The sequence below is a fragment of the Pseudoalteromonas sp. NC201 genome (assembly GCF_002850255.1).
GTDB lineage: Bacteria > Pseudomonadota > Gammaproteobacteria > Enterobacterales > Alteromonadaceae > Pseudoalteromonas.
Genome location: NZ_CP022523.1, coordinates 1,004,494 through 1,028,541, shown reverse-complemented (window position 1 = coordinate 1,028,541; position 24,048 = coordinate 1,004,494). Strand labels below are relative to the sequence as shown.

The window sequence follows — 24,048 nt, the reverse complement described above, 5'->3', positions numbered from 1 at the left end:
AAAAGCGTATTATGAGTATCAACTAAAGGTAACTTACTCGTATTATAAGTTGAGCACAATGTCAGAATTTCTCATCCGAACAGTTTCTTGTAGCGCATTCTTTATCACAGCTGCAAGTTATGCCGTTGAGCAAAATCAGACAGCTGAAAATACCATAGAACGCATCGAAATCCGTGCCTTCCATGACAGCGTTGTCAAGTCTCTCAGTAATAAACGTCACAATCAACAAGTTTCAGATACGATCAGTGCTGAAGACATAGGTAAGTTTCCAGATAAAAACGTCGCAGAGGCGCTACAACGGATCACCGGTATCTCACTCTCTCGAGCACAAGGTGAAGGTGAGCGGATCGGCGTGCGAGGCACAACCCCTGAGCAAAATAGAACTTATTTGAATGGTCAATATCTCGCCTCCGCTGATTGGTGGATCTCAAGTCAGCCAAGCCGAGGCTTTAATTTTACCTTATTACCCAGTGAAATCGTCTCTAGCCTCGAGGTATTCAAAACACCACAAGCTATGCAGGATGAAGGTTCATTAGGTGGTGCAATCAATATAAAAACCCGCGACCCTCTGCTTACGCCTTCAGGCTATGGCGTTATTACAGCCCAGTTCCAATACAGTGACTTGAGCGATAAACTCGACCCACAATTATCTGCAATTTATAACTACCATAGCGAAAGTGGCGACTATGCTGTGCTTTTTACCGCAACACGACGAGATCGCAGCCTCAGACGCGACGGCCTAGAATCGTGGGGGTGGCACGATAGAACATTATACCAAGGTGATGATGATACTTGGTATGCCACCCAGCAGACCCCACAAGACAAAAGCCAGACGTTATGGTTTCCAGGAGGTGGGGGTTCCGCGATTTTTCAGCAGCAAAGAGAGTTGCAAGCTTATACAGTCAATGCCGCATTCCAGCTTTCCCCACGGCTTAGGTTAAATAGCCACTTACTTTATTCTCATCTAAACGCAGACAACAACAATCAAAACTTTCTCTGGCAAAGTGCAAAGTCTATTGACCTAGGCGGCGGGGTAACCGATTTACATGTACAAGATGGTACTTTGGTGAGCGCCCACTATTTACCCACAGCTGCGCCGTTCAATACCAGCATGGAAGCCATTTGGCGAGACTCGCTGATCAGCACTAAAAGTGCTCATCTAGACTTGGTCTATGATGGCATTTATTGGTCAAGCCAGTTTCAAGTGGGTCTAAGCCACGGCTCAGGTGGCACCAAAGAAGACGTCACGTCACAGTTTTCTGCTAACACCCGTTTTCATGTTGATACGTCAATGCGAAAAAACATCATCGCAAGTTATGGGGCTTCTCCGTTAGATGCGGCGAGTTGGTTTATCACCGAAGCTCGAAATGACAGCCAAGATGGCAAAGATAAATCATACTTCGCGCAAGCCGATTTTGCGTACGATATCGACTTTAAACAGGTCGACGCGATTAAGTTTGGCATTAAACTCAAGGACCATCAACGGGACTTTTTGCGCTATCGCTCAAAAGATGGAGGGCTTGATGGTCTAGCCGGCGAGCTTGGCACTACACTGGCCGCCTATCCGGGCACTTTTGTGGATGATTATTTGCGCGGCGTAGGTAGTGCAAACACCTTAAAAAACTACAGTTATGCCGATATTACACTGCTCGCCAAAGACTTCGATACGCTCAATTTTGAACAAGAGATAGAAAAAGCCAGTCGATTTCATATTACAGAAAAAACCGCCGCCGCTTACGGTCAAATGCAACTCGCTGGTGAATCCTATGCAGCCAACATTGGGGTACGGGTGGTCAAAACCTTTCAAGACTCTGCCGCATTTAAACGTGTCGCCTCCCCCATCGAAGCACCCGACAGCTATGTTTGGCATGAAGAATCTCGGGATTACATCGATATTCTACCCAGCGCCAATATCAAGTTTGATTTAAGCGAAAGTCTGGTTGGCCGTTTTTCCGTTGCGCGCGTCATGTCACGAGCGCAATTTCACCACCTTATGCCCTCAACCAATTACAACGTGACCCAAGCTCAAGGACAAGGTGGTAACGCCAGCCTAGATCCATATAGAGCGGCGCAGTTTGATGCCAGCCTTGAGTGGTACTTTGACGATGCAGGACTCGCCTCAATCGCCTTATTTAACAAAGATGTGGAGTCTTTTATTGAGTTTGAGCGAAAGCTTGAGCGTCATGAAGGTATTTTGATGTCTATCGATAGGCCCAGTAATGGCGCTGGCGGCAGTATCCGTGGCGTTGAACTAAGCTACCAGCAGACACTTGCGTACGGATTTGGGTTAATCGCCAATTACACCTATGTTGATGGAGAACGTGACAACGCTGACGTTGGCTTACAGAACAAAGTGCCAGGCACCTCAAAACACAGCGCTAACCTCACCGCTTACTACGAGAACCACCAATTTAGCGCACGGCTTAGCTATAATTATCGAACCCAGTTTGCCACCGGTGTAGGCGAGACCATGATGGATAACTACGGTCAGTTAGACGGCAGCCTCACGGTGAAATTAAGTGATAACCTTGATGCACAATTTGAGTTTATTAATTTAACCGACGAACAAATCTATACCTATGATCGCAATGAGTACGCACCAACAGGGGTATATGTGAATGGTCGGCGCTACTACGCGGGGCTAAGGTACCAATTCTGATTTGCATGATAATTGCGCCTGTACAAACCCTAAGAATAAATCTAGCTTTGCAGAGTGCTCTCGTTTCACTTTATATATGGCATGCAAAGTAACTTGGGGCCTATTTTGCTCGGGAAACAGCTCAACCAAAGCGCCCGAATCAATATCCCGTTGGCAGAAATAAGACGGTAGCATGGCAATCCCCAACCCTGCCAACACCGCCTCTCGAATGTGAAAGCGACTGTTCGCTATCAAATTACCTTGCAAAGCATAACTTCGAGTTCCGTCATGCCAACTATCTTCAACATGGTTAAGTTTAGATAACAACATATTGTGCCTACTCAGTTCATCTAATTGCTCAGGCTTCCCGTGAGCCGCTAAATAGCTGGGCGTGGCAACAAAAGTTGAGTTTATATTGATTAATTTCAAGACATAAAATTGACTGTCTTTGAGCGCAGCTGAGAGCCTAAACGCCACATCAATCTCATCTTCGATTAAATCCTGATTTGCTGCGGTAAACATCAGCTCTAACTTTATTTGCGGATAGCGCTTTTGAAAATCGATACAAATTTGGCTCAGTAGCATACGCCCTATCGTATTTGGAAAGGTTATTTTTAGATGCCCGGATTGATGCACACCAACTTGTTCAACTTCCTCTTCCAAATCGCGTAGCGCGCGAAGGATCTTTTTCCCTTTTTCATAAACCAACTTACCGGCATCAGACAAGGCGAGTTTACGGGTTGTTCTATTTAAAAGTACTTGTCCATAAGACGACTCTAGCTGCGCTATCGATTTACTCACCGCTGAAGTCGTGGTACCGAGCTGCTCTGCAGCTCGACTGAAGGAGTGTTGCTCAGCGACACAACATAATATTTTAAGTAAGTGAAGTTTATCGTATTCCTTTCTCATTATTTCCTCTTAGGAAAAAGTCTTTACACCAAATGAATATATATTAACTAAAAATAAAAAGTAAACTTAACTCAAAAGAAAACAAAGGACATCAACATGATCACCACGTCGTGCCACTGCGGCCAGATCCACTATCGTATTTTCACCACGACAACAGCCAACGAAATATGCACTGGTGTGCAGTTTATTCAGGCTCACGGTCTGATCGAAAATCCTTGTAAATCTCTCGAACGATTTGTGGTGCCGCATTCGAAAGCTCAAACCATCCAGGAGCATGGTTTTTGCAAACACTGTGGTGCTTCTATCTACATCATGGATGACAAAGGCAACATTTCGTATGCACTTAATCATCTAATGCCGTTTCAGGCTGATTATTCAGGCGCGCTGAATTTTGGCCTATAAAAGATAACGGTTTTGCTTTATCAGACTTAACCGACAATTAATCGCAAACATTGGTTTTTATTCTGGTGACAAGTAGAATGCCTAAAAACTTCATCTTGAAGTTACAACAAGTGAATGAAAATTTAGGATAAATAATGAAACTACTTAAGTCTGCTTTGGCTTTAGCAATGGGCTTCACCAGTGCTGCAAGCCTCGCAAGCGATACTATCACTATTGAAGACATCCCAAAGATCCAATCGGTAAGCTCAACGTCGGTGAGTCCTGACGGCGAACTCGTTGCTTTTACTCGCTCGGTACCGCGCGAGCTTTACGTTGACCAAAATGGTTCTAATTACAGTGAACTTTATGTGGTTGACGACGAAGGTGTAGAGCGCCCATTTATCACCGGTAAAGTGAGCATCTCAAGCATCTCTTGGTCGGCCGACGGTCAGTTCATTTATTTCCTAACCAAGAAAAAAGAAGACAAGCAACGCGCCCTTTATCGCATCGCGGTAAACGGTGGGGAAGCACAGAAAGTGCTTTCACTAAAAGGAACTGGGATCTCGGCCTATAGTCTAAGCCCTGATGGCAAACAGGTTGCAATCCTTGCAATGCCAGCTGCCGATAAGTCAGAAAAAGAGCTGAAAAAGCTTGGTTTTATGGCTGAAGTGTATGAACTGGGTTTAAAAAACAAACAGCTTCATATCATTGATCTTGCAGCGTCAGAAAAACCATTGACCCCAGCGGCACTAAACATCGAAGGTTATGTTAGTGAAATAAACTGGGCTGACGATGCCTCTAAATTACTGGTAAAAACCCAGCCAACAGCGCTTATTGATGACAAGTACATGAAATCACAATGGCATGTACTTGATGCAAAAACACAACAAATTACCACTTCGTTCAAAACAGAAGGTAAGCTTGGTACCGCAGAGTTTTCTCACGATGGTAAATACATCGCGATTTTAGGCGCTGAAGACAAGCATGACCCGGCAACTGGTCGTTTATACCTTGCTGATGCACAAAGCGGCAAAGTAGAAGAGTGGATCCCAAACTTTATGGGTCACATCGGTGATTTTGAGTGGTCAAACCGCAAAAACCAGCTGACTTTTGTCGCAAACGTCGGCGCTGAGAGTTTTGTTGGCCAAATTAAAGTTGGCTCAAACAAATACAAGAAACTTATCAAAGAAGGTAAGTTTATCGCATCGAATCTATCTATCTCTGACTCAGACAAAACCATTGCCCTACGTGCAAATACCGCTAAGCACCCAAATGAAGTGTTTGTGATCCGCTCAAGCAAGGCAACTCGTCTATCAAACTCAAACCCGTGGTTAGACAACAAACGGTTTGCAAAACAAGAGGCTATTAACTTCAAAGCCCGCGATGGCGTTGAAATTGGTGGCGTATTAATTTATCCACTTGATTACCAAGAAGGTACACGTTATCCACTGATCATGTCGGTGCACGGTGGCCCTGAAAGCCACGATAAGAATGGCTGGCTCACGAGCTATTCAGATCCGGGTCAAATGGGCGCAGCACGCGGCTATGCGGTATTCTATCCAAACTACCGTGGTTCGACAGGTAAAGGCGTTGATTACTCAAAACTTGGCCAAGGTGACTACGCAGGTAAAGAGTTTGACGACTTAGTAGATATGAAAGAATACCTAGTCAATACCGGTTTAGTAGACACTAAGCGTGTTGGTATTACTGGTGGCTCTTACGGCGGTTATGCCTCAGCTTGGGGTGCTACAAAACTAACCGAACACTTTGCAGCAAGCGTGATGTTTGTTGGGGTAACGAACCAACTATCTAAGTTTGGTACTACCGATATCTCAAACGAAATGTACTTAGTGCACGCTCGCTCTTACCCTTGGGATAAGTGGCAGTGGTACCTAGAGCGCAGTCCGATTTACTGGGCTGGTCAATCAAAGACGCCATTACTCATTATGCATGGTAAAGATGACCCGCGAGTACACCCAGCACAGTCTATGGAGCTATATCGCTATATGAAAGTGCAAGGTAAAGACGTACGTCTAGTTTACTATCCAGGCGAAGGCCACGGTAACCGCAAAGCTGCGGCTCAATACGATTACAGCTTGCGCTTGATGCGCTGGATGGACAACTACCTAGTCGAAGGCAAAAAAGACATGCCAGATTATGAAATTGACCACGCGGCGAAGCTAAAAGCCGTTAAAGGCGCGAATAAATAAGTAAGCCAGCTTAATGTTTAAGGGCGCTAATTGGCGCCCTTTTTTATCAGGGAAAAAGATATTGCTATTAACTACAATCCAACTCGACACCGAGCGATTCACACTTAGATCCCTAACCTCACAAGACGCCGAAGCGCTATTTGCCATATTCTCAGACGCAGACGTCATGCGCTATTGGAACACGCCACCTTGGGAATGCCTTGACGATGCAACGCAATTTATCAAGCAATCACATGAAGATTTGACTACGCAACAAGCGATCACACTGGCCATTGTTTCGAAAAGTGATGAAACATTAATTGGTAAATGTTTACTTTTTAGCTGGGATAAAGAGTCACGTCGCGCCGAAATTGGCTTTGGTATTGCCAAATCTCACTGGGGGCAAGGTGTCATTCAAGAAGCGGGCTCTGCACTCATTAACTATGCTTTTTCAACACTACAGTTGAGGCGTATTGAAGCTGAAATTGATCCCGCTAATATCGGCTCAGCCAAAGTGCTAACAAAACTTGGATTTACTAAAGAAGGTCACTTACGTGCTCGCTGGGAAATTGCTGGTGAAGTCTCAGACTCTGCACTATTCGGCTTACTTGCAAGCGACCTTCAATAAAGCAAAGACTAATACCCAAAGGTTTAGATAACGCGTTACCTTTGTTTGTATTGGGTTTTGCAATATCCGCGATTGACCGCTTTGCTTCTAAGTTTAATATGCTTAGTGTTACGGCCATTTACTCGTTGCCGCCATAGCCTAAAACTGCTGGGTTTTAGGCTACAACGCATCAATTTTATCACTTCAGGTTCACTAAGCTCAAACTGTCGCTCAATAGCTTCAAATGGCGTCCTATCCTCCCACGCCATTTCAATGATCCTGGAAATTTCTGAGTCACTAAATTGCACTTGCTTAACCTTCCCCTAATTAAAAGCAAAGATACGTAGCGAGTAGCTCATTAGATTAAAAATACTTACGTCCAATCAATATTCCCATCGCAATGCCGATAGGTAAGGTGTACATGATTTGCCCAGATGCAACGCCCACGGCTGTGCCAATTCCTGCGCCGATAGCCAGCCCCAGACCTATTTTTCGATTGGCATTTTGTTTATCACATTTCATTGATTGTTCCATCATCTAAACCAGTAGTTAATGTGGCAAAGTAATGAAGAAATGTAAACCACCTTATTTGCTTAACAATCAGTGCCCGTCACGCTTAAACCAAGCCTGTAAAAACTCGATACATTGAAGTACCGCGGCTGGCACAAATTGGCGTGCGGGATACAGTGCATATAAGGCTAGCGTTGGCTTGTCAGCGTGCTGCAAAATACTGACTATCTCACCCTTTTCAAGTGCTTCTCTACAGGCAAATTCAGGTAAAACCCCTATTCCCAAATGGCTTTTAATTGCCTGCAACATAAAAAGGACATTGTTCACTTTAAGGGAGCCTTTTATTCGCACACCTTCGTCTAATGGCCATAAGTTCTTGCGTTTTGAATAGCTGTATTCAAAACAATTATGATGAATTAAATCTTGTGCTGATTCGATTGCAGGGTGACTCGCTAAATATTGTGGTGAGGCGCATACATGATAACTAAATTGAGTAATTTCTTTTCCTATATAACTTGAGTCAAACGGGCGACTGGAAGCCCGAAAACCTAAATCGAATCCCTGTTCTACTAAGTCGATATCCTCATCTCCTAAATGTATTTCAAGGTCGACATCGGGATACGCTTGCATAAAATCGGCGAACATTGCTGCCAAGTCAGTGATCCCAAGCACCATTGGCACATTCACCTTTAGCTTACCTTTTGGTGCTTGCTGCGACTCTTGTATGAAGGTGTCTGCATCCTCTAACTTATTGAGAATATCCTTAGCACGTTGTAAATAGCCTTCTCCCACATGCGTGAGCTGCAAATTGCGCGTGGTGCGATGTATAAGCCGCGCACCAAGCTCAGCTTCTAGTCGGCTGATCTCCTTACTGATCATGGATTTGGATGTATTATATTGCTCTGCAACACGAGTAAAACTGCGTACCTCAGCCAGTTTTACAAACATTTCTATCGCTCGTAGCTTATTCATACTTTCCTTGATTATTGTTTCCACTATGTGAACTCTTGGTTCTCATTGTAGCTATATATCAAACAACATCTAGTTTATACACTGAGCTTGTCTTTTAGCCAAGAAGCAAATGAGGAAAACCATTATGTATACGTTATATTACTTACCAGGTGCTTGTGCGCTAGCAACGCAAGTCATATTAAGAGAATTAAAACAACCCTTCGAACTGGTTGACAAACGCGGTGTTGATAACTTTTTAGCCATTAACCCAACAGGTAAAATCCCGGTTCTTAACGATGGCGAAAACTGCTTAGTAGAAGGCGCTGCAATCCTACTTTATCTACTCAATAAACACGAAAATAACCTTCTTCCTCAAGCTGATGTTCTTCAAAAGCAACAAGCGATAGAAAACATTCTGTTTGCCAATGCTACTATGCACCCGGCTTACAATCGTCTGTTTTTTGCCACAGGCGCAATCGCTGATGAGCATGCACGCCAGCCATTTTTAGAAGCGGCAGCGGTTGCCATCAACGAATTATGGGTGTTAGTCGAGAAAAAGTTAGCGCAGCAATCATTTTTAGGCGGCGATCAGGTTTCCACTGCGGATATCATGCTGGCTGTATATGCGCGTTGGGGCACCTATTTTCCAGTCGACATTATCATTCCAGAAAAAGTCAGCAAAATGTTAGCTGCAGTTGAGGCAAGGCCCAGCTTTATCGCCTCGATAGCAGCTGAACAAGCACACAGTACAGACGCATGAGCTTAATATGACTAAGCCTATTTTCAAACTACAGGATTTAGACAAAGTAACTGCGGTTATTCAACAATATTTTGAAGGGCTACACCAAGGAGATATTAAAAAGTTGGATGCAGTTTTCCACGTTGACGCGGTGCTCAAAGCTCCTGGAATGAGGCGCACCAAATCACAGTGGCTAGATTTGGTTTCATCTCGACAAACGCCCGAAAGCCAAAGCGCTGCTTTTAATTACCGTATTTTGTCGGTGGATGTTGTAAACCATCAAGCAATGGTCAAGCTGTATTGCCCACTGTTTGAACATCACTATATCGACTTTATTGGTTTACTTAAAGAAGATGGACAATGGCGTATCGTCAACAAAATGTATGATGATCTGTAGGAGATAACCAATGCCAATCATCAATATTAAAATCACGAAGGAAGGCGTTACACCTGCTCAGAAGCAAGCCTTAATAAAAGGTGCAACTCAGCTTATGGTGGATGTCCTTGATAAAGCGCCACATGTTACTTTTGTCGTTATAGAAGAAGTTGAAACTGACGACTGGGGAATAGGGTTTGATCAAGTCTCTATGTTGAGACAGCAAAACTTAAGTCCTAAATGACGCAATAAAAAAGAGGCATCAGATGGTGCTTCTTTACCTGCAAAGACAATTTTCTTGAAAAAGAATCTTATAAAATTCAGGTAAATAAAAACTTTTTTAAAAAAGTTTCTTGAAAAATATTTGCCTCGTCCATAGATAGTATTGTGAGGACGCCGACAGGGTCCCAACCCAAACTAAGTAAATGTTTTATATGCTATTTATTGGCTTTAATACGAGCAATAAATAGCTTAATTATCGCTTTATGAGGATACAAATTATGCGTACAGTAGACCTATCTCCACTTTATCGTTCATTCATCGGTTTTGACCATTTAGCACAGTTAATGGATGCAGCATCACGCAACGAAAAGCAACCAAGCTTTCCGCCATATAACATCGAAGCCACCGGTGAAGACAAATACCAAATTACCATGGCTGTTGCCGGGTTTACCGAGCAAGAGCTTAGCCTTGAGTCAGAAAACAATACCCTGACAGTGAAAGGCGAAAAGCAAAACAAAGAAGACAAAGCTGAGCGTAAATTTATCCATCAAGGTATCGCAGAGCGTAACTTTGAGCGTAAATTTCAACTTGGCGATCACGTCAAAGTGATTGGCGCAGGACTTGAAAACGGCCTGTTAGTCATCGACCTTGAGCGCGAAATTCCAGAAGCACTCAAGCCGAGAAAGATTGAAATTGGCAAAGGCAATCTCATCGAAAATAAATAATCGATTGAGGTCTCTTCTCCCTGTTTTTACATGATGTCACGTTTCCAAGTCGCCCTCGGGCGACTTTTTTGTTTTGAGTTGCTAGTTTACCCATTTTATAGCGCTGAATACGTTTTGAGTTAGCAGCGTATATATCTATACCACCTAATTGGCGACTTAGGACTAACCATCAAACATAAAAACACAAAGATCGCTGCGTAAAGCATCTCCTACTTCGCAGTGCTAGATTTTTAAAGGTAGCACTTTAATTGGCATGGAGTTTCGATAAGTAAAAGCGACTTGCTGGGTAGATTGAGGTGTGATTTTTATGTAGAGCACCATTTATACTGACAGCAACCGGAAGAGGAGTGTCGCCTAGCTTTCTCTCTACGTTGAGCTTCACGAGCAGCTTGATTACTAGCTCAGTCGATTGCTTTAACAACCTTTATTGCAGTTCTTAAACCGCTTCCTCGTCTAGCCAATGTTACTCTTCTTTGCGTAATAAAGTTACGCTTATGATGCTAGTACAACTGAATTGGAGTCGTTGTTTAGATCGACTGTAACGTTAAATAAAGCTAGAAGCTAACTTTTACATGGCTAAAGCAGGTTTATCAGACTTTCGATTAGGGGAAAAAGAATATCTAAGCGTGACTTAATGTTTATCTATTCAATCAAGTTTCACTCTATATTAATACTCGCCGTCTTAATGGGCGTTTGCGGCTCGCTGAGCATAAAAAAATAACGAAAAACAAAAAACAAAAAACAAAAAAAGCTTGGCTATTAAGCCAAGCTTTGGGTGCGGTGCGAATAACCGCCTTACTCTTACCGACTATGATCCTTCACTTTACTTCCCTAATGACATCCAAACTCTCAATTTGGAGCTCAAAGATTCTGATAGCGATGCCTCGCTGTAAGTATTCCTTTATACCAGTTTGTTTAAACTTGCCCGAAAAAAGGCGCTTAGTTGAACAAATCAGTAATGATGCCAAATAACTCAACAATAATCATAATCTTTGAACTCTATTCCCTGCTCCCTGACATCAGTTCCTTTTCCTCTGTCACTCCCTTGCGCAGGTAAATCTGCTTCTCCAGCTCTAATTAGCCTTTAAAGTTTGCAAATTCTGTTTCGCTTAGCTCGCCGTTTGCATCAACGTCTAGCGCTTTAAATTGCTCTGCAAGTGCAGTATGCGCTTGTGCTTCACTCATGCTGATTGTGCCGCTTTGATCTGTATCTAGCGCAGCGAAGTCTTCACCCGCCATTGCATTAACAGAAGCGAAAGATAAACCTGTGATTGAAAGTGCAATTAGTACGTTTTTCATCATTTATTCCTCAAAAATTTAAATACTGTTCGTTTTATAAAATTGGAGGGCTACTGTTTAGCCTTTAAAGTTTGCGAATTCTGTTTCGCTTAGCTCGCCGTTTGCATCAACGTCTAGTTCTTTAAATTGCTCTGCAAGTGCAGTATGCGCTTGTGCTTCACTCATGCTGATTGTGCCGCTTTGATCTGTATCTAGCGCTGCGAAGTCTTCACCCGCCATTGCATTAACAGAAGCGAAAGATAAACCTGTGATTGAAAGTGCAATTAGTACGTTTTTCATCATTTATTCCTCAAAAATTTAAATACTGTTCGTTTTATAAAATTGGAGGGCTACTGTTTAGCCTTTAAAGTTTGCGAATTCTGTTTCGCTTAGCTCGCCATTTGCATCAGCGTCTAGCGCTTTAAATTGCTCTGCAAGTGCTGTATGCGCTTGTGCTTCACTCATGCTGATTGTGCCGCTTTGATCTGTATCTAGCGCTGCGAAGTCTTCACCCGCCATTGCATTAACAGAAGCAAAAGATAAACCTGTGATTGAAAGTGCAATTAGTATGTTTTTCATCATTTATTCCTCAAAAATTTAAATACTGTTCGTTTTATAAAATTGGAGGGCTATTGATTAGCCTTCAAAATTTGCGAATTCTGATTCACTTAACTCGCCGTCAGCGTTACCGTCTAGCTGAGTAAATTGCTCAACAAGATTGGGATTTACTTTCGCTTCGCTCATGCTGATTGTGCCACTACCATCGGCATCGTATTTGGCAAAGTCGTCACCAGCTATCGCATTAACTGAGGCCATTGATAGACCCGCTAGGGAAACTGCTACTAGTAGATTTTTCATCATATTCTCCTTAAAATTTAGTCTTGGCGGAGAGTCCGAAGACTCACCGATACCAAACTTTCAAATTAGCCTTCAAAGTGCTCGTACTCTGACTCGCTTAGCTCGCCATTACCGTCAACATCAAGTGTCTTGAATTGCTCAGCTAACTTAGGGTTAACCTGCGCCTCACTCATGCTGATCGTGCCGCTGCCATCTGTGTCGTACTTTTCGAAGTCATCCATCGCCATTGCCGATGCTGAAACTAATGTCATACCTGTAATTGAAAGTGCTGCTAGTAAATTTTTCATGATCTTCTCCTAAACGATTAAAGTGATGTGATAACTGGGCGAATTAACCTTCGTAGTTATCAAATTCTGCTTGGCTTAGTTGACCGTCTTGGTCAGCGTCTAGCTCGTTGAATTGAGCAAGCAGGCCTTCATCTGCTTTTGCTTCTTCAATAGAGATGTAACCGTCACCATTCATGTCTAATTTGTCGAAATCCGTGTTTGCGTGTGCACCTACTGATGCCAAAGTCATTACTGCTGCTGATACTGCGATTGCTAAATTTTTCATCGTGCTTTCCTCGTAAGATTAAAAACTAAATTCTGTGTTAAACATTTTGCTGTTAAAGCTAAAACTGATTTTGCATTTGTTTTTGCGTTTCGTTTTTCGCTTTCGAGATAACTATTCCAACTTTGATGCCAACATTGAAAAAATACCATTTATCAATGAGTTAAGTTAAATCACTTAAAAAGATTAAGGTTGGATTAAGGCTGGCTGTTGCTAAATGGCAACAGTTAAAAAAGCGAAAAATAAAAAGTCTTTATTTTTCTTAAAGTTAGATTGTCGCAGCTTTGCAACAGGTAAATTTTTGGGTAGAAAATTTTGCAAATCTCGCAACACCATTTGATTGAAATTTGTGCACCCTTTTTAAGGATTTAGCATCGTGAAAAAAATTTTTTCTCAGTCATTACAAAAACAGGCACTTATTGCCATGTTTATTGGTGTGCTTCCAATACTCACATTGACTTTGTGGTACGCCCAGGCACTGTCCAAAAACCAACAAAAAACACAGGATATTTATAATAAAAATCAAAAACTTATTCTTGAATACAATTTTGTGAAAGCAGATATCAGTGCGCTTGAAAAAGCACTGCAAAATAATCAGCTGCTGCAAAGTGAAACACTGCAAGAAAGCATCGAGCAGAAGTGGCAAAATACCAAAAAACGCATTCAATTATTAAAAATAAATCTACCCGACTCGCTGTTTGTTGCTAAATGGCGACAATTCGCGCCAGATGAAATCAATGCCACTTCAAAAGCTGAAGAGTTCCAACAATTGGTTAAGGTGCTTAATCAATTCGAGGAAAGCTTTCAACAAACACTTAATAAGCGCTTATCAGATCAAGAATCCCATTTCGTGCAGCTGCAAACATGGTTTATGTTTGGTCTCGTTATCTTGCTACCCACCCTTATCGTGATCAGCATCTTTTTGATCAACCGGATTTGTCAGCAACTTAATCAGGTAGAATCTGCGGTATCTGAGGTAGGTAAAGGTAATTTTGATAAGTCGGTTGAACTCTCTGGCAGTCATGAATTGCAGCAATTGGGTGACAGGCTAAATTGGTTAAGGCTCGAACTTAAGCGTATTCAACAACAAAAAGAAACCTTCTTGCGCCATGTTACTCATGAGCTTAAAACCCCTTTAGCATCGCTAAACGAAGGAAGCAGCTTATTAAATAGTGGATTGCTAGGAGATGTTAATCCAAAACAACAACGTATTCTCATCATTATGGAAAACTCTGTTGCAAAGCTTGGCTCATTGATCGATGATTTGCTCAGCTATAGTGCAGCCAGTCACCCCGATAGCCTACATCACGACGCCGAAATGAATCTTATCCAAGAGGAAGTCTCTAAGCATCTTAGCGATAAGCTAGGAAAGACTGATGTGATAGTGAACTGGCAAAATCATGATGAGCTAAAAGTGCCTTATCTTCCGTGCAAATTAGTGTTAACTCAGTTAGTGAGCAATGCCATCGATCATGCTAAAAGCAATGTCACTATTTCAATTGAAGAGCGAAATGGTGATGTATTGCTGATAGTCCGTGACGATGGTGATGGCATCGACGTCAATGAGGCCGATTCATTATTCCAACCGTTTGTTCGTGGTGAGAAAAATAAAAATAATAATGGTAGTGGCTTAGGTTTAGCCATTGTCTCTGAATGTGTGAAGCAATTAAAAGGCGATGTGAAATGGCTATCAGTAGAATCTGGCGCCAGTATTCAAGTCGCCTTTCCAAAAAGGGATCCAAAATGAAATACATCGCATTAAGTATCACGCTATTTTTGCTCAGTGGTTGTGCCACAACAGAGCAAAAGGTCGAGCAGACAAAGCAGTTTATTGGTCCTGTAAAAACAGAAACCAGCGCTAAGTTTGTGCCTTTAGCTGAGGTGATCAAAGCCTTAGTCAGCCAGTGCGCTAAAAAACATAACGTGACATTTAACGATTACTATAAAGGTGCGCTGCACTTACAAGGCTTTATTCACACCTATTGCGGTACAGACTCAACAACCAAGCAACTTAAAGCCATTGAAGAAGTAAAACTACAAGATTACTGGCCAGAAGATTACAACATTTGGTTTGAGTCGTTAGCTTGGCATACCCAAAGCCTTCGTGAGCAAAAAATCAGTAATTATTACTCTGACAATAAGGCGCAACAGCACCAAGAGCAATTGTTACAAACCCAAAAGCAGCTTGCCGAGCTGAAACAAAAGCTTGCCGACATAGAAAAACAACGTTTAGAAACCGATCTTTCTGAAAACCCATCACTTGAGGAGGATTCACTATGAGTCAAACACAACAGGGCGCAAAGTTACTTTTAGTGGATGACGATACATCTTTAACCGAGCTACTGGCGATGCGTTTAGAAAGCCACGGCTACGACGTTGAAGTAGCTCATCGCGGTACGCAAGCGTTAAATATCCTCAAGCAAATGCCTATCGACTTGGTCATCACCGACTTGAAAATGGCGCACATGAATGGCTTTGAACTTAATGAGCAAATAAAGAAGTATTATACCGGCATGCCCGTTGTCATGATGACCGCTCACGGCTCGATTCCTGACGCTGTTGACGCCATGCAGCAAGGCTTTGTGAGCTTTTTAACCAAACCCATTGACTCTCAGCAAATGCTCGATGTCATCAATGAGGCGCTTGCAGGAAAAGTAAGAACCGCACAAACCTCAGATCCAAATAACTTCCATGGATTGTTATTCCAAAGTGCCGCAATGCGTCAATTGGTACAGCAAATTCAGGCGCTTGCCAGCAGCAACGCAAACATTCTTATCCAAGGCGAGAGCGGTACCGGTAAAGAAGTGACAGCAAAAGCAATCCATTTGGCCAGTAACCAAGCGCAAGGCCCATTTATTGCAATTAACTGTGGCGCAATGCCCGCTCACCTGTTGGAGTCTGAACTATTCGGCCATAAAAAAGGCGCGTTTACCGGCGCGGTGAGCGACAAAGAAGGCTTAGTACAAGCAGCAGATGGTGGCACCCTATTCCTCGACGAAATTGGTGATATGCCGCTTGATTTGCAAGTTAAGCTACTGCGTGTTTTACAAGAACGAACCGTTCGTCCTGTGGGCGGCCAAACCGAGCATAAGGTCAATGTTCGTTTTGTCTCTGCAAGCCACAAGAACATTCAAAGCGCCGTTGCGGAAAAGCAATTTCGTGAAGATTTATACTATCGCTTAAACGTGGTATCTGTTGAAATACCAAGTCTAAGAGAGCGATTGGAAGATATTCCACTACTTGCATCACGCTTCCTAAGTGCACTTAGCGATGGCGAAAAGCAATTTAACCAACAAAGTATTACGCATTTGTTGAATTATCATTGGCCGGGTAACATCCGTCAGCTCCATAATATCGTAGAGCACTGTGTTGCTATTACTCCGGGTAAAATGATCACTGAAGATATCGTACAAAAAGCCCTGCCTAAGGATAAAGAGCAGAATGCGTTTACGGGATTAAATGAAGCAAAACGCCAATTTGAGTATGACTACATCCAAAAAGTACTGGCGCTTTGCGAAGGGAATGTATCGGAAGCTGCAAAACTTGCGCAACGTAATCGCTCTGATTTTTACAAATTACTTAAAAAACATGAGATCCAATGCTAAACCTATTAGAGGGGTAAAATTAGTTTTAATTTCTGAAGCGCGTTGATTGGTCAAATTTACAACTGCAAAGTGTTTATAATACGGATTTGAACGAGCCACACCCGTGGCTCAGATTTTGCCCTGAGAATATGCGCTCCTCCTAGGAGCATAATAAAAACACTCGGATATTTAAGGGTTGTCTGTATGAAAATGCGCAAAAAGCTCATTATTAGCTTTGTTCTCACTGTGATCATTCCTATTTTAGCGATTTCTGTGGTCAGCATTTCTCAGACCAAAAGTGACTCTCTCGATAAATTTCTTGATGCATCCGGCAATGAGATACGGCAAGCCGAACAGTCTTTTGTACTGTTTTTTGAGCAGATGAAGAAAAATGCGCGCTTCCTCGCCGAGTCTAAGGCCGTGCAGCAAGTAAGCCAAGATACCACTACTTATTTTGGTGCAGAGAAGCCCATGACCCCGCTACAAAACGGTCAAACAGAAGCCAATATTTTTGAGCTTTACCGCGCATTTGGGCAAACCCATGAAGAATTACTGTTTGTGTATCTTGGCACTGGATCCGGTGGTTTTATTCAGTATCCTGCAGAGCCCCTTGGCGATTACGATCCAAGAAAACGCCCTTGGTATCAAAATGCTTCAAAAGATCCAAGCAAAGTTATCCTTACCGAGCCTTATCAAGGGGTAACGGGGCAAGCCATGGTCTCGGTTGCCACAGGTATAAAGCATGATGGCAAAGTGATTGGCGTGCAATCATTAGATGTAACACTCGCTACACTGACCGATATTGTTAGCAATATTCGTCTTGGGGAGTCTGGGTATTTAATCCTCCTTGATGCCGACGGCACTGTACTTGCCGATCCTAAAAATAAAAATAACAACTTTAAACACATTAAAGATCTCACTAGCCCACTCTACGAGGCTATACGAAATGCCACAAACGAACCCTACCTTACCATTGAAACTGATAACAAAACCTATGACGCTAAGATTTATCGCTCCGACACTCTTGGCTGGCAATTTATCGCGGTGATTGATGAAGATGAAATCTTGGCTTCAGCTTACGATATGACGATTAGTATCACTATTATCGCGTTCATCATGGTAATTCTGTTTATTATCATTGCAATAACGCTTGCCAATAAGATAGTTGAACCTATTGAAATGGTGTCTGAAGGCTTAAAAGAGATAGCACAAGGTGAAGGCAATCTTTCTAAACGTTTAAAAGTCGTCACCCACGATGAAATTGGGGAACTGGCCGCGTGGTTTAATAAATTTTTGGACTCAATTAATTCGCTCGTAAAAGATATTCAAAGCAATGCCTCGACATTGAATGATGCCGCGTTAGGATCACAAAAAAGTATCAACGATATCCGTAATCAATGCCATACGCAGGCTGAAGACTCCGCCAGCGCGACTACGACTACCGAAACCGTGGAGCAGCTTGCCACCGAAATTAGTGAAAGCTGCAGTCATACTTTGGAGGATGTCGTCACTGCGGACGATCACGCTCAGCGTGGTAACAGCACAATAGAAAGTACCGTATCGCAGGTTGCGAGGCTTAATCATTCGTTGGCTGAGTCCGCCAGCGCCATGAACCAACTCGAAAGTGAAAGCCAAGATATCACTAATATTTTAGGGGTGATCCGTTCTATCGCAGAGCAAACTAATCTTTTGGCATTAAATGCAGCGATTGAGGCAGCCCGTGCAGGTGAACAAGGTCGGGGCTTTGCAGTGGTTGCTGATGAGGTAAGAACGCTTGCGCAGCGCTCACATGATGCCACACAGGAAATAGAGCAAGTGTTAACCAACCTCATCGCACAAACGAGGACGGTATCGGCCCAAATGACGTCGAGCGTAGGCGAGTCTGAGACGGCTATCAAACAATCACAAAGCGCTCAGCAAGCGTTTACTGATATCGCTCAGGCAGTGTCAAGAATTAAAACTTCGGTTTCAAATATAGCGTCACAAGCCTCATTACAAGGAGAAAATGCAGGCCACACTAGACGTTTGATTGACTCGGTGGATGTTTCCGTACGACAAGTCGGAGAAGAAACGGCAGCATTAAACGCAGGTGCTGACCAATTAGTTAGCTTAGCCAAAGACTTAGAGCGTTTGGTTGGCCGCTTTGATATTAATTAAGTCGCTTACGTTTCGAATGGCTAAACCCAGTCTCTACAATTGTTATAAAATATCGTCTCAATTAGTTGTCCTTATAATAAGAACTAGATAGACTCGATGGATGGATTGATTTATTACAGAAGAATAAAAATGAAGAAATTTAAATTTACATTAGTAGCAGCATCTTTGGTTGCTGTACTTGGTTGTCAAGAAGCGCCATCTCAAAACGCAACATCTGACGTTAAAGCAGAACAGTCCGCAGCCGTTGTGGCGCCAGTTGCAGAAAAGATCCCACACAAGACGACCATTCACGGTCAAGAACTTGTCGATAATTATCACTGGCTACGTGACGATACTAGAAGCAATGAAAAGGTGCTGTCACACTTAACCAAAGAAAATGCCTATACCGACAGCAAGCTCGTAAACACAGAGCAACTACAACAAACCTTATTTGAAGAAATAAAGAACAAAGTGGTTAAAGATGACCGCAGCGTGCCGGTACTAAACGGCAGTTATTATTATTTTAGTGCCACTGAGGGTGACAAAGAATACTTCACTTATTACCGCAGTGAACACAAAGATGGTAAAAATGCGGAAGCTATCTTTGATGCGAATATCCGCGCTGAAGGTCAAAACTACTACGGTGTCGGTGGTATTTCCGTTTCAACCAACGAAAATCTATTAGCTTTTGCTGAAGATACAGTAAGTCGTCGAATTTATACTATCCGAATCAAAGATTTAACAACAGGTAAGTTACTGGACGATACAATCGAAGGTGCGTCAGGCCCTATCGTTTGGGCGAACGATAACAAGACCATCTATTACATCAAAAAAGATCCGGTTACTTTGCTCGGTTATCAAGTATTCCGTCATACTCTAGGCACAGCGCAAAGCACAGATGAACTGATTTACGAAGAAAAAGATAACAGCTATTACACCTATATCTCAAAGAGTAAAGACAAGAGCAAAATATACATTCACCATTCCAGCACCGAGGCATCAGGTGTTTCTTTACTAGATGCAGATAATGCAAAAGCAACTCCTGAGCGCTTTATTCCAAGAGAAAGTGGTCATGAATATAGCATTGCTAAACTTGGCGACTGGTATTACATCCACACCAATAAAGATGCCGTAAACTTTAAGCTGATGCGCGTTAAAGCCAGTGATGCAAGTGATATTTCAAAATGGCAAACCGTTGTACCGCACAATGCCGATGCAAAACTAGATAGCTTTGAGCTATTTAATCAGCACCTTGTTTACGAAACGCGTGAAAATGGCCTTAGCCAAATCACCGTATTAAATTTAGATAATAACGAAAGCAAGCGTTTAACCTTTAACGACCCGGCTTACGCAGTGTATTTAACTGGTAATGCAAATTTAGACGCAGGCGCAGTAAGAATTGGTTATCAGAGTATGACGACCCCGGCTTCTGTGTATGATGTCGACCTTGCTAGTTTAGACAAAACACTATTAAAGCAAGACAAAGTATTGGGTGACTTTGCACCTGAAAACTACCAATCTGAACGTATTTTTGTCACCGCACGTGACGGCATAAAAGTACCAGTTTCAATTGTTTATCGTAAAGATAAGTTTAAGCAAGATGGTTCTAACCCGCTACTACAATACGGTTATGGTTCATACGGTTCTAATGTTGAGCCAACTTTCTCTATAAGCCGTTTAAGCCTTTTAGATCGTGGTTTTGTCTATGCTATTGCGCATATTCGTGGTTCAGAAACGCTTGGCCGTCCTTGGTACGATAACGGCAAAAAATTAAATAAAAAGAACACCTTTAACGACTTTGTTGATGTCACAAAAGCACTCGTTGAGCAAAAATATGGTGATGCTTCACGTATTTATGCCAGAGGTGGCAGCGCAGGTGGCCTATTAATGGGTGCAGTCATTAACCAAGCGCCGGAACTATATGATGGTGTACACGCAGCTGTACCATTTGTTGACGTGATCAATACCATGCTGGACGAAACGCTACCGCTGACCACAAATGAGTACGACGAATGGGGCAACCCAAATGAGAAGACGTATTTTGACTACATGCTGTCTTACTCACCTTACGATCAAGTTAAAGCCCAAGCATATCCAAACCTGCTTGTAACCACGGGTTTGCATGATTCTCAGGTGCAATACTTCGAGCCTGCGAAATGGGTCGCTAAGCTACGCGAATACAAAACAGATGATAATCTACTGCTTCTAAAAACTGATATGGAAGCCGGCCACGGTGGTGCGTCTGGTCGCTTTAAGCGTATCCACGATGTCGCATTAAGTTATAGTTTCTTTATCGCACTCGCTGAAAATAAACTGTAGCCATCGGTCGTATCATACAAGGAGGCTTCGGCCTCCTTTGACTACCTCTTGCCAAACTATTCAACTAACTTTCTTTAGTACACATCGATCTAAATATACTTTAGCAGTGTCAATACCTAAGTGCTTCAATCTAAGCATTGGTGAAGCATATCAAATACGTAAATACTGTGAATTTATAGCCTAAGCTCTCCATAACACAAGTTTAGTACCCTCACCTAACAAACTCGCTATTTGTTGGCTATATTTAAAAAATGACTACTACGTACATAAGTGAAAAATGAATTTATTTCGCTTGGTTTTTATTTGCTGCTGTATTTTTCTGCCGCTCTTATCTAACGCCGTTCCCCATAAACCTGAATACTCAGCACCTATCAAGGTAACCATTTTGGTCGACGATGCTTATCCGCCTTATAGTTATCAAATTAACGGCGAGCTTTATGGCATCTATGTCGATATTGTAAAGCAAGCAGCGCGTTTGCTGAGTCATGAATATCAAGTTAACTTGCAAGCGGTACCATGGAAGCGAGGCGTTTCCTCAATGGCATCCGGCGAAGCAATGGCATTAATGCCACCTTATATTCATATCAAAAAACGCCCCTATATCTGGCCGTATTCCATTCCCCTTCAAGAAGAGGTGGTGGTTGCCTTTTGCAATCAAGGGATCACCTTAAAGCACTTGCCTCATGTAAAACCAGAAAGAGTACTTAATATTGGCATTAATGCCGGTTATATCATCTTAGATGAAAGCCTAATGGAAGCGCAAAAACAAGGACTTATTCAACTTTGGGAAAACAAAAGCACACGTTCAAATATCGAAAAGCTCGCACGTGGGCGCGTTGATTGTTACGTCAATGATCGGCTTTCCACTTTACTTGGTATTAATAAAATGTCGCAGATAACACCAAGTTTAAACACCAGTAATATTGTTGAAGATAAAATAGTAATGCGTCGCACTGCCCACATTGGGTACTTGAAAGGGTTTGAAGAAAAATATCCATTTAAACAAGATTTTATCCTAAAGATGGATGCTGCATTGAGGCAGGTAATAGACAACGCAGCAGCGGCAGACGAATGAATCTGCACGCATGATAAAACACCTTAAGCCACTGCTTTATAGAAATAAACAAAAAATAGAACAAAAAGGATGGATCATGATTAAATTAGTAAGAAATTCATTCACTGCGATCGCGCTTGGATTGATAAACATTTCAAACGCACAAGCTGATGACGTTGAGTTTAAGTTGCAAGAGGTTGCAAGAGGCCTTCATGTGCTATTTGGGCAAGGCGGTAATATTGCCATAAGTTCGGGCTCAGATGGCGTTTATATCGTCGATGATCAGTTCGCTAAACTCAGTGAACAAATTAAAGCAAAAATCAAAACAATCCAACCCAATGCACCTGAGTTTGTTATTAATACCCATCATCATGGCGACCATACAGGAGGCAACGAAAATTTCGCACAAGCGGGCAGCCATGTTATCGCGCATCACAATGTATACAAGCGGTTAGAACAAAAACATGGTGACGGTTCTGACTACTTGCCAACCTTGACATTTGGCAGTGATATGAAGCTCCACTTTAACCAAGAGCATGCTCACTTGTGGCATTATCATCACGCCCATACCGATGGCGATGCAGTGATCTTTTTTGACCGAGCAAATGCCGTACATATGGGCGATATCTATTTTAATTTAGGCAGCTTACCTTTTGTCGATGTCGACAGCGGCGGCTCCTTAGACGGAGTCATTGCAGCAGTACAAGATGTGATAGAGAAAATAGGCGACAAGACCACCGTCATACCAGGCCATGGCCCTGTAACAGATAAACAAAATTTACAAGATTATCTGGCACTATTACAAAAAGCGAAAACGATTATGCTAGATGCAATGAAAAATAATACAAGCTTGGAAGAAGTTGTAGCCGCGCGTCCGCTACAAATACTTAATCTTAATTATGCTAATTGGCTACCAGAAGAGCGCGTTACCACGTTATTTTATCGCAGTTTGAAATCGCCCCCAGTAAAATAAACTGCTAACCTATTTTAAAAAAAGGGGATGCCAGTAATGTTTAAAAAAAGGGGATGCCAGTAATGCACATCCCCTCCACCGAAAATACTTGGCTTAAAAACACTACTCCATCGTTGGTGCACTGGCATAAACAAGGTCGACTAAATTACTCATTGTTTTAGACTTTTGCATATATGCTTTCTCCATATAGGCAAGCTCTTGTAGCTCAAATAGTGTGGTCTCCACTAACGCTAACCATTTAGCCGTGGACTCTGGCACATCTGAGCCTTGCTTACTTGCTTTTTTTAACGCCTCATAATAAATATTAAGATCGTTATACTGACGTAAGTAATCCATATAATAATCCTTTGTCACCAACCGATATTCTATAAAGCTGAGCTTATCAAAAACTTCGCCTGAAAATTCTGTCGAACAAAAAAATTCACAACAAAAATTTAAATAAACACCACAATTCAATAAGTTACACTTTAATAAAATCATTTTAGCAACATAAAAACAAAACAAGCTTGCAAATTTGGTACATGCGGTTACAATCCAAATTTTACAAAATAGAAACAGTAACGGCGTTAAAATTTAACTTTCGCATATCCGCGAGCCCGAGTGAAAAAGGATTAAGTGAGTGGGCAGAACCCGATTTAAGTGTACAGGTGATGATCTTCGAAGACTGCGCATGTCGGCTGATAAAACCACCCAGCAGATGGCTGACTTAGTAGGGATCCGGCGACAAACCTATGAAGAGTATGAAAAAGGTATTCGGAAATTTTCATTCGAGTACTTTTTAGAATGGAGTACATACTGTGGTATGGATGTTAATCCAATTACAGACTACTTTATGGACCTACGCACAAAGATGCAAGATGTAAAGCTCTGGCGAGAAAGCCCTTCTCCTGCAAAAAAGCGCAAAAACCAAAAAGGTCAGGAAGATTAGTGTGTTAACATCCACCTTTTAATACAACATCTTTAGTTTCACTTGTTTACAAAATAAGCAACAAGTTATTCTCATTTTTGACGTTTCGCGATAGAGTAGTGCTAACCAAAACACCGAAAATA

27 protein-coding genes are annotated in these 24,048 nt (G+C 42.3%); 16 read left to right on the top strand and 11 right to left on the bottom strand.

Features of this window, described 5'->3' with window-relative positions:
• Positions 1-58: 58 nt before the first annotated feature.
• Positions 59-2,659 (top strand): TonB-dependent receptor, encoded by a 2,601-nt coding sequence (locus PNC201_RS22440; RefSeq protein WP_102058502.1) that lies wholly within the window; start codon positions 59-61, stop codon positions 2,657-2,659.
• Here the strand turns inward: PNC201_RS22440 and PNC201_RS22435 are convergent.
• Positions 2,642-3,547: a LysR family transcriptional regulator gene (locus tag PNC201_RS22435; protein ID WP_102058501.1), complete on the bottom strand. Its 906-nt coding sequence runs from the start codon at positions 3,545-3,547 to the stop codon at positions 2,642-2,644. The genes PNC201_RS22440 and PNC201_RS22435 overlap by 18 nt on opposite strands.
• Positions 3,548-3,643: 96 nt before the next feature.
• On the opposite strand from PNC201_RS22435, the gene PNC201_RS22430 reads away from it, so the two are divergent.
• The 3 genes from PNC201_RS22430 to PNC201_RS22420 all read left to right on the top strand — a co-directional run bounded on the left by PNC201_RS22430 (position 3,644) and on the right by PNC201_RS22420 (position 6,745).
• On the top strand, positions 3,644-3,949 hold the full coding sequence (locus tag PNC201_RS22430; RefSeq protein WP_010604263.1) for a hypothetical protein: 306 nt from the start codon (positions 3,644-3,646) through the stop codon (positions 3,947-3,949).
• Between the two features lie 134 nt (positions 3,950-4,083).
• Entirely contained in the window at positions 4,084-6,138 is a 2,055-nt protein-coding gene (locus tag PNC201_RS22425) for a S9 family peptidase (RefSeq protein WP_102058500.1), read from the top strand.
• 61 nt (positions 6,139-6,199) lie between these two features.
• On the top strand, positions 6,200-6,745 hold the full coding sequence (locus PNC201_RS22420; protein ID WP_102058628.1) for a GNAT family N-acetyltransferase: 546 nt from the start codon (positions 6,200-6,202) through the stop codon (positions 6,743-6,745).
• Positions 6,746-6,780: 35 nt separating this feature from the next.
• Here PNC201_RS22420 and PNC201_RS22415 read toward each other — a convergent pair whose 3' ends face one another.
• From PNC201_RS22415 to PNC201_RS22410, 3 genes are all read right to left on the bottom strand, one after another.
• Entirely contained in the window at positions 6,781-7,032 is a 252-nt protein-coding gene (locus tag PNC201_RS22415; protein ID WP_010604266.1) for a TIGR03643 family protein, read from the bottom strand.
• Between the two features lie 55 nt (positions 7,033-7,087).
• On the bottom strand, positions 7,088-7,246 hold the full coding sequence (locus PNC201_RS23430; protein ID WP_019647622.1) for a hypothetical protein: 159 nt from the start codon (positions 7,244-7,246) through the stop codon (positions 7,088-7,090).
• Positions 7,247-7,324: 78 nt separating this feature from the next.
• Complete coding sequence (locus PNC201_RS22410; protein ID WP_102058499.1) at positions 7,325-8,206, bottom strand: LysR family transcriptional regulator; 882 nt, start codon at positions 8,204-8,206, stop codon at positions 7,325-7,327.
• A gap of 124 nt (positions 8,207-8,330) precedes the next feature.
• Between PNC201_RS22410 and PNC201_RS22405 the strand changes: the two genes are divergently transcribed.
• The 4 genes from PNC201_RS22405 to PNC201_RS22390 all read left to right on the top strand — a co-directional run bounded on the left by PNC201_RS22405 (position 8,331) and on the right by PNC201_RS22390 (position 10,247).
• The gene (locus PNC201_RS22405) at positions 8,331-8,945 is read left to right on the top strand and encodes a glutathione S-transferase family protein (protein ID WP_102058498.1); all 615 of its coding nucleotides are present in this window, start codon (positions 8,331-8,333) and stop codon (positions 8,943-8,945) included.
• 7 nt (positions 8,946-8,952) lie between these two features.
• Positions 8,953-9,321 carry a nuclear transport factor 2 family protein gene (locus PNC201_RS22400; RefSeq protein ID WP_010604269.1) on the top strand — a complete coding sequence of 123 codons (369 nt, stop codon included), beginning with the start codon at positions 8,953-8,955 and terminating at the stop codon, positions 9,319-9,321.
• 10 nt (positions 9,322-9,331) lie between these two features.
• A complete protein-coding gene (locus PNC201_RS22395) occupies positions 9,332-9,544 on the top strand; it encodes a tautomerase family protein (protein WP_095728319.1) in 213 nt (70 codons plus the stop codon).
• 256 nt (positions 9,545-9,800) lie between these two features.
• A complete protein-coding gene (locus PNC201_RS22390) occupies positions 9,801-10,247 on the top strand; it encodes an Hsp20 family protein (RefSeq protein ID WP_010379331.1) in 447 nt (148 codons plus the stop codon).
• 1,077 nt (positions 10,248-11,324) lie between these two features.
• On the opposite strand, the gene PNC201_RS22385 is transcribed toward PNC201_RS22390, so the two are convergent.
• The 6 genes from PNC201_RS22385 to PNC201_RS22360 form a co-directional block, all read right to left on the bottom strand.
• Positions 11,325-11,546, bottom strand: a complete 222-nt coding sequence (locus tag PNC201_RS22385) for an EF-hand domain-containing protein (RefSeq protein ID WP_017217565.1) — start codon at positions 11,544-11,546, stop codon at positions 11,325-11,327.
• Positions 11,547-11,603: 57 nt separating this feature from the next.
• The gene (locus PNC201_RS22380) at positions 11,604-11,825 is read right to left on the bottom strand and encodes an EF-hand domain-containing protein (protein WP_010604271.1); all 222 of its coding nucleotides are present in this window, start codon (positions 11,823-11,825) and stop codon (positions 11,604-11,606) included.
• A 57-nt stretch (positions 11,826-11,882) separates the two neighbouring features.
• A complete protein-coding gene (locus PNC201_RS22375) occupies positions 11,883-12,104 on the bottom strand; it encodes an EF-hand domain-containing protein (protein ID WP_102058497.1) in 222 nt (73 codons plus the stop codon).
• Between the two features lie 57 nt (positions 12,105-12,161).
• Positions 12,162-12,383: a calmodulin gene (locus PNC201_RS22370; protein WP_102058496.1), complete on the bottom strand. Its 222-nt coding sequence runs from the start codon at positions 12,381-12,383 to the stop codon at positions 12,162-12,164.
• 65 nt (positions 12,384-12,448) lie between these two features.
• Positions 12,449-12,670, bottom strand: a complete 222-nt coding sequence (locus PNC201_RS22365) for a calmodulin (RefSeq protein WP_010604274.1) — start codon at positions 12,668-12,670, stop codon at positions 12,449-12,451.
• Positions 12,671-12,713: 43 nt separating this feature from the next.
• Positions 12,714-12,935: an EF-hand domain-containing protein gene (locus PNC201_RS22360; protein ID WP_010369619.1), complete on the bottom strand. Its 222-nt coding sequence runs from the start codon at positions 12,933-12,935 to the stop codon at positions 12,714-12,716.
• A 373-nt stretch (positions 12,936-13,308) separates the two neighbouring features.
• Here PNC201_RS22360 and PNC201_RS22355 point away from each other — a divergent pair, with 373 nt between their 5' ends.
• From PNC201_RS22355 to PNC201_RS22325, 7 genes are all read left to right on the top strand, one after another.
• Positions 13,309-14,679 carry a sensor histidine kinase gene (locus tag PNC201_RS22355; RefSeq protein WP_010604275.1) on the top strand — a complete coding sequence of 457 codons (1,371 nt, stop codon included), beginning with the start codon at positions 13,309-13,311 and terminating at the stop codon, positions 14,677-14,679.
• Positions 14,676-15,212, top strand: a complete 537-nt coding sequence (locus PNC201_RS22350) for a hypothetical protein (protein ID WP_010604276.1) — start codon at positions 14,676-14,678, stop codon at positions 15,210-15,212. Before PNC201_RS22355 ends, PNC201_RS22350 begins: the two co-directional genes overlap by 4 nt.
• The gene (locus PNC201_RS22345) at positions 15,209-16,537 is read left to right on the top strand and encodes a sigma-54-dependent transcriptional regulator (protein WP_102058495.1); all 1,329 of its coding nucleotides are present in this window, start codon (positions 15,209-15,211) and stop codon (positions 16,535-16,537) included. Before PNC201_RS22350 ends, PNC201_RS22345 begins: the two co-directional genes overlap by 4 nt.
• Before the next feature lie 183 nt (positions 16,538-16,720).
• Positions 16,721-18,673 carry a methyl-accepting chemotaxis protein gene (locus PNC201_RS22340; protein WP_102058494.1) on the top strand — a complete coding sequence of 651 codons (1,953 nt, stop codon included), beginning with the start codon at positions 16,721-16,723 and terminating at the stop codon, positions 18,671-18,673.
• 129 nt (positions 18,674-18,802) lie between these two features.
• Complete coding sequence (locus PNC201_RS22335; RefSeq protein ID WP_102058493.1) at positions 18,803-20,971, top strand: S9 family peptidase; 2,169 nt, start codon at positions 18,803-18,805, stop codon at positions 20,969-20,971.
• Between the two features lie 277 nt (positions 20,972-21,248).
• Entirely contained in the window at positions 21,249-22,046 is a 798-nt protein-coding gene (locus PNC201_RS22330) for a substrate-binding periplasmic protein (protein ID WP_102058492.1), read from the top strand.
• Positions 22,047-22,122: 76 nt separating this feature from the next.
• Positions 22,123-22,998 (top strand): MBL fold metallo-hydrolase, encoded by an 876-nt coding sequence (locus PNC201_RS22325; protein ID WP_102058491.1) that lies wholly within the window; start codon positions 22,123-22,125, stop codon positions 22,996-22,998.
• Between the two features lie 102 nt (positions 22,999-23,100).
• Here the strand turns inward: PNC201_RS22325 and PNC201_RS22320 are convergent, their stop codons facing one another.
• Entirely contained in the window at positions 23,101-23,334 is a 234-nt protein-coding gene (locus PNC201_RS22320) for a hypothetical protein (protein ID WP_010604282.1), read from the bottom strand.
• Positions 23,335-23,617: 283 nt separating this feature from the next.
• Between PNC201_RS22320 and PNC201_RS22315 the strand changes: the two genes are divergently transcribed.
• Entirely contained in the window at positions 23,618-23,926 is a 309-nt protein-coding gene (locus PNC201_RS22315) for a helix-turn-helix domain-containing protein (protein ID WP_010604283.1), read from the top strand.
• The last annotated feature ends 122 nt before the right edge of the window (positions 23,927-24,048 follow it).

Bases quoted from the DNA above. Each gene is read 5' to 3' on its own strand.
- PNC201_RS22405 (WP_102058498.1), top strand. From the start codon at position 8,331: ATGTATACGTTATATTACTTACCAGGTGCTTGTGCGCTAGCAACGCAA.
- PNC201_RS22410 (WP_102058499.1), bottom strand. From the start codon at position 8,206: ATGAATAAGCTACGAGCGATAGAAATGTTTGTAAAACTGGCTGAGGTA.
- PNC201_RS22380 (WP_010604271.1), bottom strand. From the start codon at position 11,825: ATGAAAAACGTACTAATTGCACTTTCAATCACAGGTTTATCTTTCGCT.
- PNC201_RS22440 (WP_102058502.1), top strand. From the start codon at position 59: ATGTCAGAATTTCTCATCCGAACAGTTTCTTGTAGCGCATTCTTTATC.
- PNC201_RS22320 (WP_010604282.1), bottom strand. From the start codon at position 23,334: ATGGATTACTTACGTCAGTATAACGATCTTAATATTTATTATGAGGCG.
- PNC201_RS22340 (WP_102058494.1), top strand. From the start codon at position 16,721: ATGAAAATGCGCAAAAAGCTCATTATTAGCTTTGTTCTCACTGTGATC.
- PNC201_RS22365 (WP_010604274.1), bottom strand. From the start codon at position 12,670: ATGAAAAATTTACTAGCAGCACTTTCAATTACAGGTATGACATTAGTT.
- PNC201_RS22345 (WP_102058495.1), top strand. From the start codon at position 15,209: ATGAGTCAAACACAACAGGGCGCAAAGTTACTTTTAGTGGATGACGAT.
- PNC201_RS22325 (WP_102058491.1), top strand. From the start codon at position 22,123: ATGATTAAATTAGTAAGAAATTCATTCACTGCGATCGCGCTTGGATTG.
- PNC201_RS22335 (WP_102058493.1), top strand. From the start codon at position 18,803: ATGAAGAAATTTAAATTTACATTAGTAGCAGCATCTTTGGTTGCTGTA.
- PNC201_RS22370 (WP_102058496.1), bottom strand. From the start codon at position 12,383: ATGAAAAATCTACTAGTAGCAGTTTCCCTAGCGGGTCTATCAATGGCC.
- PNC201_RS22330 (WP_102058492.1), top strand. From the start codon at position 21,249: ATGAATTTATTTCGCTTGGTTTTTATTTGCTGCTGTATTTTTCTGCCG.
- PNC201_RS22385 (WP_017217565.1), bottom strand. From the start codon at position 11,546: ATGAAAAACGTACTAATTGCACTTTCAATCACAGGTTTATCTTTCGCT.
- PNC201_RS22435 (WP_102058501.1), bottom strand. From the start codon at position 3,547: ATGAGAAAGGAATACGATAAACTTCACTTACTTAAAATATTATGTTGT.
- PNC201_RS22360 (WP_010369619.1), bottom strand. From the start codon at position 12,935: ATGAAAAATTTAGCAATCGCAGTATCAGCAGCAGTAATGACTTTGGCA.
- PNC201_RS22400 (WP_010604269.1), top strand. From the start codon at position 8,953: ATGACTAAGCCTATTTTCAAACTACAGGATTTAGACAAAGTAACTGCG.
- PNC201_RS22350 (WP_010604276.1), top strand. From the start codon at position 14,676: ATGAAATACATCGCATTAAGTATCACGCTATTTTTGCTCAGTGGTTGT.
- PNC201_RS22390 (WP_010379331.1), top strand. From the start codon at position 9,801: ATGCGTACAGTAGACCTATCTCCACTTTATCGTTCATTCATCGGTTTT.
- PNC201_RS22430 (WP_010604263.1), top strand. From the start codon at position 3,644: ATGATCACCACGTCGTGCCACTGCGGCCAGATCCACTATCGTATTTTC.
- PNC201_RS22395 (WP_095728319.1), top strand. From the start codon at position 9,332: ATGCCAATCATCAATATTAAAATCACGAAGGAAGGCGTTACACCTGCT.
- PNC201_RS23430 (WP_019647622.1), bottom strand. From the start codon at position 7,246: ATGAAATGTGATAAACAAAATGCCAATCGAAAAATAGGTCTGGGGCTG.
- PNC201_RS22425 (WP_102058500.1), top strand. From the start codon at position 4,084: ATGAAACTACTTAAGTCTGCTTTGGCTTTAGCAATGGGCTTCACCAGT.
- PNC201_RS22375 (WP_102058497.1), bottom strand. From the start codon at position 12,104: ATGAAAAACATACTAATTGCACTTTCAATCACAGGTTTATCTTTTGCT.